General features: G+C 66.9%; 12 protein-coding genes. 8 read left to right on the top strand and 4 right to left on the bottom strand.

All coding sequences use genetic code 11. The annotated features are described in order from the left end of the window. Window positions 1-59: 59 nt before the first annotated feature. On the bottom strand, window positions 60-1,667 hold the full coding sequence (locus QX132_RS16080; protein WP_316161894.1) for a hypothetical protein: 1,608 nt from the start codon (window positions 1,665-1,667) through the stop codon (window positions 60-62). Window positions 1,668-1,742: 75 nt separating this feature from the next. Here QX132_RS16080 and QX132_RS16075 point away from each other — a divergent pair, with 75 nt between their 5' ends. Then, window positions 1,743-2,930, top strand: a complete 1,188-nt coding sequence (locus QX132_RS16075; protein ID WP_316161892.1) for an MFS transporter — start codon at window positions 1,743-1,745, stop codon at window positions 2,928-2,930. Here QX132_RS16075 and dgcA read toward each other — a convergent pair. After that, complete coding sequence (dgcA, locus tag QX132_RS16070) at window positions 2,912-3,907, bottom strand: N-acetyl-D-Glu racemase DgcA (protein WP_316161891.1); 996 nt, start codon at window positions 3,905-3,907, stop codon at window positions 2,912-2,914. The two genes, QX132_RS16075 and dgcA, sit on opposite strands and share 19 nt — an antisense overlap. 158 nt (window positions 3,908-4,065) lie before the next feature. Here dgcA and QX132_RS16065 point away from each other — a divergent pair, with 158 nt between their 5' ends. The 3 genes from QX132_RS16065 (at window position 4,066) to QX132_RS16055 (ending at window position 7,003) form a co-directional block, all read left to right on the top strand. Continuing rightward, complete coding sequence (locus tag QX132_RS16065) at window positions 4,066-5,199, top strand: ABC transporter permease (protein ID WP_315813292.1); 1,134 nt, start codon at window positions 4,066-4,068, stop codon at window positions 5,197-5,199. Between the two features lies 1 nt (window position 5,200). Further along, window positions 5,201-5,971 (top strand): ABC transporter ATP-binding protein, encoded by a 771-nt coding sequence (locus QX132_RS16060; RefSeq protein ID WP_315738822.1) that lies wholly within the window; start codon window positions 5,201-5,203, stop codon window positions 5,969-5,971. A gap of 156 nt (window positions 5,972-6,127) precedes the next feature. Then, window positions 6,128-7,003: an MlaD family protein gene (locus QX132_RS16055; RefSeq protein ID WP_315738821.1), complete on the top strand. Its 876-nt coding sequence runs from the start codon at window positions 6,128-6,130 to the stop codon at window positions 7,001-7,003. A gap of 279 nt (window positions 7,004-7,282) precedes the next feature. On the opposite strand, the gene QX132_RS16050 is transcribed toward QX132_RS16055, so the two are convergent. Continuing rightward, a complete protein-coding gene (locus QX132_RS16050) occupies window positions 7,283-12,889 on the bottom strand; it encodes a methyl-accepting chemotaxis protein (protein ID WP_316161889.1) in 5,607 nt (1,868 codons plus the stop codon). Between the two features lie 384 nt (window positions 12,890-13,273). On the opposite strand from QX132_RS16050, the gene QX132_RS16045 reads away from it, so the two are divergent. Further along, window positions 13,274-13,648 (top strand): Hpt domain-containing protein, encoded by a 375-nt coding sequence (locus QX132_RS16045; RefSeq protein ID WP_315774086.1) that lies wholly within the window; start codon window positions 13,274-13,276, stop codon window positions 13,646-13,648. Between the two features lie 83 nt (window positions 13,649-13,731). Then, window positions 13,732-14,052 (top strand): 2Fe-2S iron-sulfur cluster-binding protein, encoded by a 321-nt coding sequence (locus tag QX132_RS16040; RefSeq protein WP_315707114.1) that lies wholly within the window; start codon window positions 13,732-13,734, stop codon window positions 14,050-14,052. A gap of 50 nt (window positions 14,053-14,102) precedes the next feature. On the opposite strand, the gene QX132_RS16035 is transcribed toward QX132_RS16040, so the two are convergent. Continuing rightward, the gene (locus QX132_RS16035; protein ID WP_315738818.1) at window positions 14,103-14,567 is read right to left on the bottom strand and encodes a thioesterase family protein; all 465 of its coding nucleotides are present in this window, start codon (window positions 14,565-14,567) and stop codon (window positions 14,103-14,105) included. A 174-nt stretch (window positions 14,568-14,741) separates the two neighbouring features. Here QX132_RS16035 and QX132_RS16030 point away from each other — a divergent pair, with 174 nt between their 5' ends. Both QX132_RS16030 and QX132_RS16025 read left to right on the top strand, forming a co-directional pair. Then, entirely contained in the window at window positions 14,742-15,770 is a 1,029-nt protein-coding gene (locus QX132_RS16030; protein ID WP_315777176.1) for an NAD(P)/FAD-dependent oxidoreductase, read from the top strand. Between the two features lie 171 nt (window positions 15,771-15,941). Then, window positions 15,942-16,553 (top strand): DUF2147 domain-containing protein, encoded by a 612-nt coding sequence (locus QX132_RS16025; protein ID WP_315738816.1) that lies wholly within the window; start codon window positions 15,942-15,944, stop codon window positions 16,551-16,553. The last annotated feature ends 162 nt before the right edge of the window (window positions 16,554-16,715 follow it).

The raw sequence follows: 16,715 nt of genomic DNA, 5'->3' as shown, positions 1-16,715 counted from the left end.
GTCACCTTTCGGTGCTCAGTGATCGAGGTTCGACAGGAGGTGGCCGAGACGCTCTCGCCCTACGAGAAGAATGCGATCTTCTCAGGCTGGGTCATGCGACGGATCGGCGCCAGCAAGTCATTGGCGGGCGCCTGTGGCCGCTGCAGAAGGCCGTTCGACAGGAGCGTCGATCCCAGCGACGGCTCGTAGGCAGGCCTGGGCATCGCGGATGCGCTGGTGCTGTGAGCCGCGGCGGCGGTCGGGCGGACCTGCTGGCTCGGCGCAACGTCGGCCTGCGCCGTTGCGGGAGATTGAGCTGCGACCGCAGCCGCCACGGCGGCCAGGGTCTCGATGGTGATCGCCTCCGGAAGCGGTGCCGATACAGGCACGCTGGGGACTGGCGCCGGGGCTGGAGGCGAGGCCATGCGCGGGGCCGCCGCGGGCGGGGCCGGCATCGGTGGGGCATACATTGGCGGGGCAGATATCGTGGGCGCAGCGGGAGCCGGCGCCGCCGTGGTAACCGGGGCTTCTGCCGTGGTCAGCGCGAGATCCGGCTCCGACGGCGCCGGCTCGCTGAAGCTCGCGACGATGTCGTCGTCGACCGACGTTGGCTCCTCAATGTCGAAGCCAAGCGTCCTGGCCCGGCTGAACTCCTCATCGTCGATCGGATCGGGAGCACCCATCTCCGCCGCGACCAATTCCAGGATGGCTTCGTCGTGGGCTTCTGCGGCGACGGCGTCATCCAGGGTCGCCGCGGCGTGCTGCTCGATTTCGAGAAGGGTTTCGTCCACCGACGGCTCGGTCGCAGCTGCGGGGGGCTGCACCAGCGCCGCAGCGTCGGTGTCAACCATCCTGGCTTCAACCGCTGCAGCCGCCATGATCACACCGTCAGCGCCGGAGGATGTCTCGACCGATTCGATCGCGGCCACTGCGGCAACGAGCGGAATGGTCATCTCGAGCCCGGCTTGGGCCGCCTCCGTCTGTTCCGGCACGGGCAACGGCCCCGAAGCCACCTGCGGCTCAGCCGAGACCGTCGCCTCCGCAGCCGGACCCGATGCGACATCAGGTACTGGCGGGGCGGCGGACTCGGTCGCCGGCTTGATCTCGTCAGCCGCGGGCGGAACGCTTGCTTCCGCCGCGTCGAGCTCCTTCAGCCGCGTCTTGATGATTTCGAAGGCCGCAAGCAGCGCGACCTTGGGGTCGGCACTCGCAAGCTGGTCGCACGCGGCCTCGATCGATGTGACCTGTGAATCGATCAGGTCGCAGATCCGGGAATCGGCGCCGATCTCGCGCCAGCGCCAGGAAATTTCCTTGATGATTCGGATGCCCTTGCGCACCGGCGCCAGGTTCTGCTCAAGGGCCATGCTGTCGACCGCAGAGGCTGCGGCAAGTGCAGCGTCTTCGACCGAGGCGCGGATCGCGGCCAGCGCTTCGGGCAGCGCCTTGCTGTCGGCCTGCTCGAACTCCTGCTGCTGCTGACGCTGCGAGGCCAGCGCATGCTCGATGCGGGCCACGGCGTCGAGCACCATGCCGGTGTCGGCATTGCGGTTGCGTTTGGCGTATTCGCCGAGGAACCAGCGGCCTCGGGACGTCTCCATGAAGGCGTCGCGGATCGCCTCGTAATCGGCCTCGTTCGGCTGAGCCGCGCGGGCGGATATCGGCGAGAGGGCGAAGACTTCATCGACCATGGCAAACCTATCGCGCACATTGCTGCGCGTTGGCATAACGATCACCATGATATTGATCGAATCGCAATTGAATTGATGCCACTGTCCCGACAAATCTCCACCACATCGCCGGTATTGTCGCGCCGATTCGCGGACAGGTTGGGGCTGTTCTATGGCGCGGTGTTCATGCTGTCGGGGACGCATCTGCCGTTTTTCCCCGTGTGGCTACGGGCGATCGGGCTGGACGCCTCGTGGATCGGCGTGATCATCGCGGTTCCCGCCGTGACCCGCTTCACCGTCCTGCCGCTGATCACCGCGGTTGCCGAGCGCCGGCAGGCCCTGCGCGCCGCGATGCGGCTGACCACCTTCGCAACGGCATCGGGCTTTGTGGTTCTCGCCTTCCAGCGCGAACCCTGGCTGGTATTCCTGGTCTACGTGGCAACCTGCTGTCTATGGACACCCGTTGTCCCGCTGACGGACGCTTATGCGCTCCGTGGCGTGATGAGCTATGGCCTGAACTACGGTCGCCTGCGGCTGTGGGGATCGGCCGCATTCATCGCCGGAACGCTGCTGTGCGGCGGGGTGGCCGACCTCGCGCCGTCGTCCGAGCTGATCTGGATCATCCTCTTGGTCGCGCTGTGCGGTGCGGCAAGCAGCCTGCTGCTGCAGGCGCTGCCGCCCCTGCCGCATGGCGCCGGCCTGGCCCGGGACGGGCGCAGTCTGCTGGGCCATCCGAGCTTCCTCTGCATCATCGCGGCTTCGGCGCTGATCCAGGCCAGCCATGCGGCCTACTACACGTTCTCCGCCATCGCGTGGAAGGCGCAGGGCTTCAGCGGGCTGACCATCGCTTGGCTCTGGACCATGGGCGTGCTGGCCGAGATCGTCGTGTTCGCCCTGTCACCACGCTTCACGTTGGCGCCCGCCAGCCTGGTCATGATCGGTGCATTGGCTGCCGTGCTGCGCTGGAGCCTCACGGCTCAGGAGCCGCATGCGGCCGGGCTCGCCGCGGTCCAGATCAGTCACGGCTTCACCTTCGGGCTGACCCTGGTCGGAACCATGGGGCTGCTGGTCCGCCATGTGCCGGCGCAACTGACGGCGCGCGGGCAGGGCTATTATGCGGCTGCGAGCGGCGTGGTCGGCTCGGCGGCATCGGCCCTCTCGGGGCCGGTCTATGCGGCCTATGGACCCGGTGTCTACTACGTGATGGCCGCGATGGCCGGAGCGGGTGGCGTCCTGATGTGGATCGCGCACCGAAGCCTGTCGCTTCAGCCCCACAACGCCTGATCGGGCGGATAGACCAGGCTGTCCTCGTAGTGCAGGCCGTGCTCGCAATCCTCGGCGAGCAGCAGCGGTCCGTCCAGATCGACGAAACGGGCGAGCGGCGTCAGCAGCATGGCCGGTGCCATCGAGAGCGATGTCGCCACCATGCAGCCGACCATGATGTCGAAGCCGAGCGCGCGCGCGGCATCGGCCATGGCAAGCGCCTCGGTGAGCCCTCCGGCCTTGTCGAGCTTGATGTTGACGGCGTCGTAGCGTCCGCGCAGCGCTTCGAGCGAGTTGCGGTCGTGCACGCTCTCGTCGGCGCACACCGCGAGCGGGCGCGCAATGTTGGCGAGCGCTTCGTCGTTTCCTGCGGGAAGCGGCTGCTCGACCAGCGTGACGCCGGCGGCGGCGCAGGCCGCGAGATTGGACTCCAAATTCGCCTCGGTCCAGGCCTCGTTGGCATCGACGATCAGTTGTGACTGCGGAGCTGCCTCGCGCACGGCTGCAATCCGCGCCGGATCGCCGTCGCCGCCGAGCTTGATCTTGAGCAGCGGGCGGTGCGCGGCCTTGGCCGCAGCTTTGGCCATCACGTCGGGGGTCCCGAGCGAAATCGTGTAGGCGGTCACGCATGGCCCCGGCGCGCGGCGTCCGAGCAGGTCCCAGATGCGCCGGCCGCTCCGCTTGGCTTCAAGGTCGAGCAGCGCGCAGTCGAGCGCATTGCGCGCCGCCCCCGGTGGCATCGCCGTCTGCAGGGCGTTGCGGTCGAGACCAGAGGCGATCGCATCGCGCATCGCGAGCAGCGCGCTCAACGATGCCTCGGGGGTCTCGCCATAGCGCGCATAGGGCACGCATTCGCCGCGGCCGACGATCGTGCCGTGTCGCACTTCCGCGATCACCGTGACCGCTTCGGTCTTGGCGCCGCGGCTGATCGTGAAGCTGCCGGCGATCGGCCAGTGGCCGATCCGGGCGTCCAGTATCGGAAAACCGTTGGAAGTCATTTGAAAGTCTGGCGATTTGTGAACCGGAATGAGGCGCTTGGGGCTTGCGCGATCTGACCGACTATGGCTGTTGATAGTGGTCTCCGGCAAGGTGGTAGCGACGCGGTGGGATTTTTCTCGTCAAGGAGCGGACGTCCGAGGCTCCGAGGATGGCCGTCGTGAAGGGCGGCCCTGATTTGCAGCGCAGTGGCGATGGCAACGCGCTGTCGCTGCGCGCGACCGGCGCCTGGACTGCGCCCTTTGCGCCGTCGCTCGAACGGCTCGTCGCCGATGCCGAAAAGCTCGCCGGCAAGAAGGTCGATGTCTCGATCGACGTCTCCCAGGTGTCCAAGCTCGATACGTTCGGCGCCTGGCTGATCGAGCGGCTGCGCCGCAGCTTCACGACCGGAACCGTCGAGGTCCGGATCGATGGGCTCTCTGCGAACTACGCCAGCCTGGTCGATGAGGTTCGCCGCGTCAGCACCGCGCCCAATGGCGACGCGACGATGGTGACCATCACCGGCATGCTCGGCCAGATCGGCCTCAGTGTCGCCGGCATCTTCGGCACGGTCGCCGCGCTGATCGACATGCTCGGCGCCGTGATCGTCGCCAGCGGCCGGGTCCTCGTTCATCCCCGCAGCTTCCGGCTGACCTCGACCATCCATCATCTCGAGCAGGTGTGCTGGCGCGCGGTGCCGATCATCGTGCTGATCACCTTCCTGATCGGCTGCATCATCGCCCAGCAGGGCATCTTCCATTTCCGCAGGTTCGGCGCCGACATCTTCGTGGTCGACATGCTCGGCGTGCTGGTGCTGCGCGAGATCGGCGTGCTGCTTGTGGCGATCATGATCGCCGGCCGCTCGGGCAGCGCCTACACGGCCGAGCTCGGCTCGATGAAGATGCGCGAGGAGATCGATGCGCTGCGCACCATGGGCTTCGATCCGATCGAGGTCCTGATCCTGCCGCGCATGCTCGCGCTGGTGATCGCGCTGCCGATCCTGGCCTTCCTCGGCGACATCGCCGCGCTCTATGGCGGCGGGCTGGTGGCGTGGTTCTATGGCGGCGTCGATCCCGAGGCCTTCCTGCTGCGCCTGCGCGATGCGATCTCGATCGATCATTTCACGGTCGGGCTGCTCAAGGCGCCGGTGATGGCGGCGGTGATCGGGATCGTCGCCTGCGTCGAAGGACTGGCCGTGCAGGGCAGCGCCGAGTCGCTCGGGCGCCACACCACCTCATCGGTGGTGAAGGGTATCTTCTTCGTCATCGTGATGGACGGCGTGTTCGCGATCTTCTTCGCCGCGGTCGGGATGTGACATGACGCAGGAGATGTCCGATCCGATCATCCGCGTGCGTGACGTCACCGTGCAGTTCGGCAAGACGCGCGTGCTCGACGGGCTCGACCTCGATGTCAAGCGCGGCGAGATCCTGGGCTTCGTCGGTCCCTCCGGTGCGGGCAAGTCGGTGCTGACGCGCACCATCATCGGCCTGGTGCCCAAGCTGTCGGGCAACATCGAGGTGTTCGGCGTCGATCTCGACGCCGCCGATCGTGCCGGCCGCCGCGCCGTCGAGCGGCGCTGGGGCGTGCTGTTCCAGCAGGGCGCGTTGTTCTCCTCGCTCACGGTGCGGCAGAACATCCAGTTCCCGGTCCGGGAATATCTCAAGGTCTCGCAGCGTTTGCTCGACGAGATCATGGTCGCCAAGCTGGTGATGGTCGGATTGCGGCCCGATGTTGCTGATCGTTTCCCGAGCGAGCTGTCGGGGGGCATGATCAAGCGCGTCGCGCTGGCCCGCGCGCTCGCGCTCGATCCGGAGCTGGTGTTCCTCGATGAGCCGACCTCGGGGCTCGACCCGATCGGCGCCGGCGATTTCGACGAGCTTGTCCGTACCCTGCAGCGCACTTTGGGACTGACCGTTTTCATGGTAACCCATGATCTCGACAGCCTGTATACGGCGTGCGACCGCATCGCCGTGCTGGGCAACGGCAAGATTATCGCTGCGGGATCGATGGCCGATATGCAGGCCTCGGAACATCCGTGGCTCCGGCAGTATTTCCACGGCAAGCGTGCACGGGCCGTGATGGGTTAGTGCGTAGCGCCCCTCGGGGCGATTATTTTTGTGAGCGGGAGTGGGGACTCCTGCGACATAGCTGATGGGGTGGGTGCCGCAGTCCGGCGCCAACCGAGAGCGCATGGGAGCGGCGGCTGGGATCTCCGCTGCGACGTGCCGGTACCGGAGTTGGTAATGGAAACGCGGGCGAATTACGTCCTGATCGGATCGTTCACGCTGGCAGTGATTGCCGCGGCGGTCGGGTTTGTCCTCTGGTTTCAGAGCCTGCACACGACCAAGCAGCGCAGCCCGCTGCGGGTCGTGTTCGAGGGGCCGGCCGCGGGTCTGCGCAACGGCGGCAGCGTCAACTTCAATGGTATCCGGGTCGGTGAGGTCATCTCGGTCAAGCTCGACAATCCGCGCCGCGTCGTGGCGCTGGCGATGGTCGAGAACAACGCGCCGATCCGCAAGGACACCCTGGTCGGGCTCGAGTTCCAGGGACTGACCGGCGTCGCCGCGATCTCGCTCAAGGGCGGCGAGGAGGCTGCGCCGCCGCCGCCGCTCGACGAGGATGGCGTGCCGGTGCTGCGTGCCGATCCGACCCGGCTGCAGGACGTGACCGAAGCGATCCGCGCCACCCTGCAGAACATCAACAAGGTGGTCGCCGACAACCAGGACGCCGTGAAGAACTCGATCAAGAACCTCGAGGTCTTCACCCAGTCGCTGGCCCGCAATTCCGAGCGCATCGATGGCGTCATGAGCCGTGTCGACGGCATCATGGGCAAGGCCGATACCCTGATGCTCGGTCTCAACACGCTGGCCGGCGGCAAGGATGGCGGCGAGCTGTTCCTGACGGTGAAATCGATCCGCGAGCTCGCCGAGGATCTGGACAAGCGCTCCGGCGCGCTGATGGCCGATGGACGGCGCACGCTGTCCGACATCAGCCGCGCCGTGAACAATTTCGATCGCAATCCGACCCGGGTCCTGTTCGGGGCCAGCAACGCCAGCCCGAGCAACGCCCAGGCCTCGCAGCCCGCGCCCGCACCGCCGGCGGCGACGGGACGGCGGTGACGCGAGCGAGTTGCGAATAGGGAGTAGCGAATAGGGGCGCGCGGCAGCGGACTGCGCTCCATCGCTGTCGCTATCCACCGCTGCTGGCTGGCTACGGAGCACGTCGCACACCGTTGTGCCGGCGATGCGGGGCCCGAACGGCCAAAGCCGAAAGCGCCTTCATTGCATCTCCAAACGCGAAGCGGAGGCCTCGTGGCCTCCGCTTGTTCTTCTTGTCGCAGCGCTGGTTCTACTGAACCCTTCGCTACTCGCTACTCGCTACTCGCCCATTCGCTCCCATCACGCCAGCCGGCCGGCGGCGTGGGCGAGCAGGGTGTAGACCAGCCCGGTCTCCGAGGTGAGTTGGGCGCGCAGCGCCTGCGGGTTGCGGTCGTCGCGGGCGACCTCGTCGAGCAGCCGTTCGAACTCGGTGATGTAGCGGTCCACCGTCTGCTTGAAGGTGCGGTCGGCGCGGTACTTGCGGGCGACCTCGTCGAACGCCTTCTGGCCGGCCGGGGTGTAGAGACGCTTGGAGAACGCCTTGGTCTCGCCGCGCTGGTAACGGTCCCACATCTCGGCCGCGAGATTGCGGTCCATCAGCCGTGCGATGTCGAGCGACAGCGACTCCAGCGGATTGCCCGGCTGCTGCTGGGCCGGTCCGCGGCCGCGCGGCGCAGTCTGGCCGGCGGTGCTGTTATCGGCCCGGTTGAGCAGGTCGGACAGCCAGTTGTCGCTGCGCTGATCGGCGACCGGACCCATCGGCGGCGCCTCGACCCGGCGCGGCTGCGGGGCCGGCGGCTGCATGCCGAGATCCGGCGGCGGCAGGTTGGCGACGCTGGTCGCAGCCGGCTCGCGCAGGCGCATGTCCGGCCGGCCGCCGACGGCTGCGGCGACGATCGGCTCTTCCTGACGGATCACGGCTGCGGGCGCGGCGACCGCGGCGGGACGCGACGCGCTGACCACGTCGAGACCGCGGCCGTGATGCGCGACGATCCGGTTGAGCTCGGCCAGCGCCTCGATCTGGTCGACGATGACCTTGCGCATCTGCGCCGTGCTCTCGGCGGCCTCCTGCGGCATCTCCAGCACGCCGCGGCGCAGCTCGTTGCGCGTCGCCTCGAGCTCGCGATGCATCTCGGCGGTCATCTGCTTCATGCTCGACACCAGCGTGGCGAACTTCTCCGCCGACTGCTTGAACATCGCATCGGCTTCCTGCGTGCTCTGCTGGTAGATCTCCTGCATCTGCGACGTGGTGAGGCGGCGTTCCTCCTCGGCGTTGGCGCGGATGGCCTCGAACTGGCGGCTGAGCGCGGTCGAGCCGGCACCCGCCGTTTCCGCCACGACCCGGGCGATGTCGCGGGCGCGCTCCTCGGCGGCCGCCAAGGACTCGTCGAGCAGGGTGGTGAAGCGCGTCAGACGCTGGTCGAGATCGGCGGTGCGCAGATCGATGGTGGTGACCAGCGATTCCAGCGTCGTCTTGCGATCCGAGATCGAGACGGTCGCATCGCGGTTGCTCTGCTCGACAATGGCCGCCGCCTCGATCAGCGCCTTGCCATGCGCGTCGAACTGGCCGGACAGCGAGTTGAGATCCTCCAGCGCCCGCGACGTCTTGGAGTTGAACACGTTGAGCTGGTCCTCGAGCGTCTGCGTCGCGGTGCCGTTGCGTGCGGTGACGTCGTTCATCGCGGTGACGAAGTCGGCCACCCGGGTGACCAGCGCCCGCTCCAGCGAGTTGAGGTTGTCGTGGGCGCCGGTCAGGACCTCCTGCAGCAGGATGTTGCCCTCGCGCAGACGTTCGAACAGGGCGACCGTGTCGGTGCGCAGGATCTTGCTCGTCTCCTGCATCTCGGTGACCGCAGCCACCGAGACCTGGCGCGACTGCTCGATCGCCGCGCGCGAGGCCTGCTCCAGCTCCTTGAGCGACTTGGTGATCGCGGTGGTCGCGAGCTCGCCCGCGGAGGTGATGGTGCGGGCGACCTCGGAGCCGTTGCCATTGACGCTCTGGGCGAAGTTCTGGCCGCGGACCTCGATCGCCTTCAGCGCGTCGGTGGTGACGCGATCGATCTCGATCGTGAGCTGGTTGGTCTTCGAGTTCAGCGTCTCGACCAGCGTGCCGCGCTTGCCGTCGAGCATCTGCGACAGTCGTTCGCTCTGCTGCTGCACATAGGTGACGATCTCGTCGGTCTTGCCGGTCATGGCCGAGCCGAACGAGTTGCCGGCGGCAAGCACCGAGCGCTCGATCTCGGTCGAGGTCGATTTGACCCGCGTGGAGACCTCGTTGGAGGCGGCGACGAGTGCGCTCTGCGCATTGAGCGCGCTGCTCTGGATCGCATCGGTGGTGTTCGCCGCGACGGAATTGATGACGCGCTCGATCTCCGACGACATCGCCTTGAGCTGGCCCGCGGTGTCGGTGGAGGTGGCCGTCAGCAGGTTCTGTGCCTCGCGCGCGCCGCCGACGATCACCGCGACCGTCTCGGTCGTGGTCGTGGTCAGCACCGCCTGGGCTTCGCGTGCGCTGCCGACCAGGGTGGCCGCGGTGTCGGCCGACGTGGCGGTCAGCGACATCTGCGCCTGGCGCGCGCTGTTGAGGATCGAGGCCGCGGTATCGGCGCCGACAGACGACAGCGTCCGCTCGACATCGACGGCCAGCGACTTGACGTGCTCGGTTGCTTCCGTCGAGGCGGTGACGAGCTTCGTCTGGACGTCGCGGGCGCTGTCGACGATCGCTGCGGCCGTGCTGGTTCCGACCGCGGCGAGCGTACGCTCGACGTCGGCTGCCAGCGACTTGACGTGATTGGCCGCTTCGGACGACGCGCTGATCAGCGTGGTCTGCGCTTCCCGGGCGCCGCCGGTGATCGCTTCCGCGGTCGTGGTTCCTGCGATCGACAGCGAGCGCTGGACGTCGACGGTCAGCGCCTTGACCTGTTCGGCCGCTTCGCTCGATGCCGCGAGCAGGGCATGCTGGGCATCACGAGCGCCCGCCGTGATGGCTTCGGCGGTTCCCGTCCCGGCACTGGTCAGCGAGCGCTGCACATCGGCTGCGAGCGACTTCACGTGCTCGGCCGCGTTGGAGGAGGCGGACACCAGCGTGTTCTGAACCTCGCGCGCACCGGCGAGGATCGAGGCTGCCGTGGCCGAGCCTGCGGCCGTCAGCGCCTGCTCGACGTCGACGGCGAGCGACTTGACGTGGGTGGCGGCATCGGAGGAGGCGGACACCAGCGTGTTCTGGGCCTCGCGCGCACCGGCGAGGATCGAGGCTGCGGTGGTCGAGCCTGCCGCCGTGAGCGTGCGCTCGACGTCGGCCGACAGCGACTTGATCTGGTCGGCGGTCTCGCCGGAGGCCGCGACCAATGTGGCCTGGGCCTCGCGCGCACTGGTCAGGACGGCCTCGGCCGCGCCGCTGCCCGCGTTCGACAGGGCGCGCTCGACCTCGGCGGACGTGTTCTTCAACTGCGAGCCGACGTCGGTCGAGACGTTGAGCAGCGCCTGCTGTGCCGAGCGGGCCCCGGTCTGGATGGTCTCGCTGGTGTTGACCACGAGATTGGTCAGCGCCCGCTCCGCGTCTTCCACGTGCGACTTGATGCTGGCGGACAGCAGCTCGGCGCGGGTCATCAGCTCGTCGCTCGCCTGACGGCCGCTGCTCTCGATGCGGCCGGCCACGGCCTCGACGCGCGAGCCGAGCAGGTCTTCGAACTGCGAGACGCGCTGGTCGATGTCCTTGGCGATCGAGCCGACGCGGGTCTCGATGCCCTGATGGATGTCCTGGAAGCGCGCGGTGACGGCTTCGGTCAGCTCGTAGCTGCGGCCGTCGATGATGTTCGACAGGCTGTGGATGCGCTGATCGATCGCTTCGAGCGCCTTGTCGGTGCCGTCGGTCAGCGAGGAGGTCAGAATGTTGAGGCGGGAATCGATCGACTGGATCGCCTGGGCCGAGCCATCGGTCAGCGAGGAGGTCAGCACGGTCAGCCGCGAGTCGATCGCGTGCAGCACCTGGGCAGCGCCGTCGGTCAGCGAGTTGGACAGAGTGCCGAGGCGGCCTTCGATCGTCGAAGTGACCGAGGTCGCGCGGTTGTCGAAGTTCTCCTCGAGCGACTTGAGGCGGCCCTCGACGCTGTCGTCGAAGGTCTTGATCTTCGCATCGAGCGAGGTGTCGAGGGTGGTGATGCGGGCCTGCAGATTGGTCTCGAACTGGTTCAGCCGCTGATCCAGCGTCGCCGTGATCTCACCGCTGTTGGACGACAGCCGCGTATCGAACGTATCGACATAGGACTTGAGATTGTCGGAGATTTCCTGGGTCCGCTGGCCCATGCGCTCGACGATCTCGCCGCCATAGGTCTTCACCGTGCGGTCGAACTCGGTGATGTGCCGGGTGATCAGCGCGCCCAGCGTCGAGCTGTCGCGTGCGAAGCGCTCGGCGAGCTCGGTGCCCTGGTTCTTCACCAGCTCGTCGAAGGCGCTGATCTGGATCGACAGCGTGTCGTGGGTGCTCTCGGTCTGGCTGACGACCTTGGCGACCAGCGAATTGACGGTCGCATCGAGCGACTCGCTCGCCTTCTCGCCTGACGTGACGATGTGGCCGGACATGCGCTGGCTCGCCTCGTCGATCTTGGTCACGAGATCGCCGCTGCGCAGCTCGAGCTCCAGCAGGAGGGACTCGCCGGACGCCTTGAGCTGGTCGTGAACCTGCTCGGTTCGCACCGAGATGCCGTCGACGATGGCCGCCGTGCGCTGCTCGAACTCGCTGGTGATGCGGTCGATGCGCTCGTTCAGCATCTCGTGGACTCGGTCCGACAGGTCGGCGAACTCGTCGTGGACGTGGCCGGTCTTGAAATTGAGGCTGGTGGTGAGCCGCTCCGAGGCGTCGAGCACGGCGCGGGTGGTCTCGGCGCTGGCCTCTTCGAGCCGGTCGAGCAGATCGCCGCCGCGCTCGCCGAGCGCGAGGATCATGTTGTCGCCGGCGTTGCCGAGCGCGGCCGTGATGTGGGCGCCGCGCTCTTCCAGCGCGCCGGTGATGCTCTTGGCGACCTCGTCGACCCGCGAGGCGATCGCGTCCGAGATCAGCGCGATGTCGTGGCGAAGGTCGATCTGTACGCCCGAGATGGCGCTGCGGACCTGCTCGGCCTGGCCGACGAGGTTATCGCGCTGATGGGCGATGTCCTGCAGCAGGGCGCGGATGCGGACCTCGTTGTCGCTGTAGGCGCGCTCAAGGGCTGCAACCTCGTTGGCGACCAGCATCTCGAGCTCGCCTGCGCGCGCGATCGCGCGCTCGACTCCGTCGCCCATCGCCGCGACCTCGCGGCGGATGGCCTGGCCGACGGTCACGATGGAATCGCTGACGGCGCCTTCCGGCTCGGAGAAGCGGATCGCGACCTGCGCCATCGACTGCGCGATCATGCGCAGCTCCTGGCCGCGCCAGGCGAGACTGGCCAGGAAGTAGAACAGCAGAACCGGTGCGAAGAACACGGCGGCGAGACCGGCGAGCACCAGCACGCCGCCGCTCTGGCCGATCAGGGCCTGCAAAGCGGGCAGGAAACCGATGGTCAGCAGGACGCAGCCGACGATCCAGATGCCTGCAAAGGCGGTTGCCAGCGTGTAGACGCCGCGTGACGGGCGGCCCTTCTGGATCGCCTGCAGCAACTGGCCGATGGTCTCGCGGTCGTCATTGGCCGGGCGGCGCGCGGCGAGCGGCGGCGGCTCGATCTCGTCAAGGCTGCTGCGGTCGATGCCCGGACGCGAGTCGAACGAATCCAGACTGGACACGCCGTTCGGCATGACGGGCGGGGCGCCCTCGGCGTGGACCGAGCTCTGCGAGTCCGTGGGCGCGGACGAATCGCTGATGTTCAAAGCCTCCTGAATGGCGGACAGCGCAACTTCAGTCGGGTCTTTGACCTTTTTCGGAGTGTTCGCCATGTTGAGTCCGAGCCCTCGTCTTAATTTCGATCCGGCGAGCCGCGTACGAGTGCCCTCTCGCAACGCTCGAACCGGACGTCATCCCTCGCAGGCACCAGGGGTGGCAAATTCCGCCAGGTGACCCACTCCATCCGGGCATCATCCTATTGGCAGTGCCTGCTGAAAGAAATGGCCGTGGTTAAGAGATTCTTAATCATCGTTAACAGCACTCGCCGTTAACACTTTAGAAGTTCTGCGAATTCCCGTTTCTGCCGCGATTGGGGCAGAGCCGGGCCCAAATCGCGGCAAACCCGCGGCAATTGGGCCGGTAACAATGCATTAACCATTGTCGTGCTTGACTTACCACAGGCGCGCGCGGCGCGCCCGCCGGACCGGATTGCCGCCATGATTCCCGACCTTTCACGGATCGAATGGATGCCCTCGCCCCCGCTGGTTCCCGACGACGGGCCGATCAGCCTGGACCTGCTGCGACGGATGACCCTCGGCGACAGCGCGCTCGAGCGCGAGGTGCTCGCCATGTTTGCGGACCAGGCTGTCCGCCTGCTGGAGCGGTTGCAGGTGATGCCCGAGGATGCGGCCACCGTCGCCCACACGCTGAAGGGCTCGGCCCGCGCCGTCGGCGCGCTCGATGTCGCCGACGCGGCGGAAGGGCTCGAAGCGGCGCTGCGGGCGGGCGACCCGGCCGATGCGCTGGCCTGGCTGGGCACGGCGATCGCGCAGGCCCGCGCGGCGATTTCGGAGATGCTCGGCGCGGCCTGAGCGGCCGGCGGCAGCACTAGCGCGGAGCGGAGCGGTCCGTTATAGGACAGCCCGACCTCATTCCCTGCGCAGCACGAGCACACATGGCCAAGATCACCTTTGTCGACCATACCGGCGAATCCAGAACCGTTGAGATCGAGAACGGCGCGACCGTGATGGAAGCGGCGATCCGCAACGCCATTCCCGGCATCGAAGCCGAATGTGGCGGCGCCTGCGCCTGCGCGACCTGCCATGTCTATGTCGACGAAGCCTGGCGCGAGAAGGTCGGCCCGCCGACCCCGATGGAAGAGGACATGCTCGATTTCGGCTACGATGTCCGGCCGAATTCCCGTCTCTCCTGCCAGATCAAGGTCTCCGACGAGCTCGACGGCCTCGTCGTCTCCACCCCCGAGCGTCAGGCCTGACCGTTCGCCTCGCGTCCTCATCGCCGCGCCCCCGGTGATCGCCGCCAGGCCTATGCCGGCAGCGCGATCGTCACGCCGCGGCGGACCCACGGCTGGAGCGCAGCAATGAGCTTCGGCGTCAGCGGCGCCGGCTTGCGCGTCGCCTCGTCGATCAGAACCATGACCGCGGTGGCCGACGCCACGCAGCGCCCGTCCGAGAACACGACCTGCTCGCAGGTCACCGACGTGCGCCCCAGCCTCACGACCCCCAGTCCCAGCTCGATCATGCCCGGCCAGCGCAGCTCGGCCCGGAAATGCATGTCGAGCCGCACCATGATCCAGGCCAGCCCCTCCTGTCCGAGGCCATGGCGCGGGTCCTTCATCAAGGTCACCCGGCCGGTCTCGAAATAGGTCGCATAGACCGCATTGTTGACGTGCTGGTTGGGATCTAGGTCGCCGAAGCGGACATTGTCCGTCAGCCGATAGGGAAAGTCCTCCAGGCGTGGCGCGTGGTCGCGGCGGGCCGTCTCTGTCACCGATTGATCTCCATCATTCATGCCCCCTTCAAACCCGGCTAAGCCCGCCGCTGCAAGCCGCGCGCGAGCGAGGGGCGGCTTTTGTGCCTTCCCTGCGACCACCCCGTTGGCTACAAATTCGGAACCGCCATCTGCCGCCATCCGTCGAGCGGCGCCTCCAACGAGAAGAGCGACATGAGCGAAGCGATCAAGACCGATGTGCTGATCATTGGCGCGGGCCCTTGCGGACTGTTTGCCGTTTTTGAACTGGGGCTGCTCGACATCAAGGCGCATCTGATCGACATCCTCGATAAGGTCGGCGGCCAATGCGCCGAGCTGTATCCGGAGAAGCCGATCTACGACATTCCCGGCGTGCCGATGGTGACGGGGCAGGGCCTCACTGAGCAGCTGATGGAGCAGATCAAGCCGTTCAGCCCGACCTTCCATCTCGGCGAGATGGTCGAGAAGGTCGAGAAGATCGGCGATCCCGGTTTTCGCATCACCACCGACGCCGGCAAGGTGTTCGAGTGCAAGGTCGTGGTGATCGCGGCCGGCGGCGGCTCGTTCCAGCCGAAGCGTCCGCCGGTGCCGGGCATCGAGGCATACGAAGGCACCTCGGTGTTTTATGCCGTGCGCAAGATGGAGCAGTTCCGCGACAAGAATGTCGTCATCGTCGGCGGCGGCGATTCCGCGCTCGACTGGACTCTCAATCTGCATCCCCTCGCCAAGCGCATCACGCTGGTGCATCGGCGCGACGATTTCCGCGCGGCGCCGCACAGCGTCGAGCAGATGCGCGCGCTCGTGGCGAGCGGCAAGATGGATCTGCGCATCGGTCAGGTGACGGCGCTCGAAGGTGCGAACGGTCAGCTTTCCGCGGCCACCATCAAGGGCAACGACAATGCGGTCGAGACCGTGCCGTGCGAGATGATGCTGCCGTTCTTCGGCCTGACGATGAAGCTCGGCCCCGTTGCCGAGTGGGGCATCGCTCTCGAGCACAATCTCATTCCGGTCGAGACCTCGGCGTTCGAGACCTCGGTGCCCGGCATCTTCGCGATCGGCGACATCAATACCTATCCCGGCAAGATCAAGCTGATCCTGTGCGGCTTCCACGAGGGCGCGCTGATGGCGCAGAAGGCGCACCGCTACGTGTATCCGGAGAAGCGGCTGGTGTTCCAGTACACGACGTCGTCGTCGAGCCTGCAGAAGAAGCTCGGCGTCAACTAATTGCTCGGAAGCGTGGAACCCGGCGCCGCCGGACCAACTCAAATGTGAAGAAATGTTTCCTGCGCGTGCCGGTTTCACCGGCGCGCCAGACCTGTTATGGGCTGGAACGATGCACGAAACGGCCGTACTGTGCGGCCATTCATTTTGTGACTTGGTCAAGGTGAGATGATAATGCGCAATGCGTTTCCCCGACTTCGGCTGGCGCCTGGTGTGACGAAGCTCGCGATCGGCGCGCTCGTCGTTGCCGGTGCTCTGCTGACGCGGCCTGCGCTCGCGGCTGAGCCGACAGCGGCCGGTCTGTGGCAGAAGGTCGAGGATGGCAGGCCCGTCGGCTGGTTCCTCTTCATCGACCACGACGGCGTGTTCGAGGGCGTGATCGCCAAGACGTTTCCGCGCCCCGGCGACAATCCGAACGAGGTCTGTTCGAAGTGCAGCGATGACCGCAAGAATGCGCCGGTGCTCGGCATCTCCTTCGTGCGCGACATGAAGCGCGAGGGCCTGAAATACGAAGGCGGCAACGTGCTCAATCCGCGCGACGGCAACATCTGGAAGGCCAATATGCGGGTCAGTCCGGACGGGCAGACGCTGATCCTGCACGGCTATCTCGGCATCTCGCTGTTTGGCAAGGACGAGACCTGGACCCGTCTTCCAGATACCAACATGGCCCAGATCGACCCCGCGATCCTCGCCAAATATCTGCCGGCCCAGGCGACCACGGCAACCGGCCCCGCGACCAAGCAGGCGCCGCCGCCGATGATGAAGAAGCCGGCGCCGACTAAGTAGTTCGCCGCCGAACTGCAGCTTGGTGGTCGTTGTTAAGCGACACACCATCGTGATCTCGCGGCGCATGGCGTCCGAGTTTTCAAGCTGAACGCGACCCTCTCGAGCGAGAGGGCGCAGGGAATGCCGGGTGAGGGCCTCACCCATGGCCCGCCTGCTAAAAAA

It is taken from the genome of Bradyrhizobium sp. SZCCHNRI20481 (assembly GCF_032485055.1).
In the GTDB taxonomy this organism is placed as follows: domain Bacteria; phylum Pseudomonadota; class Alphaproteobacteria; order Rhizobiales; family Xanthobacteraceae; genus Bradyrhizobium.
Note: the sequence above shows the minus strand (reverse complement) of the source record. Positions and strands in the feature narration are given on the sequence as shown.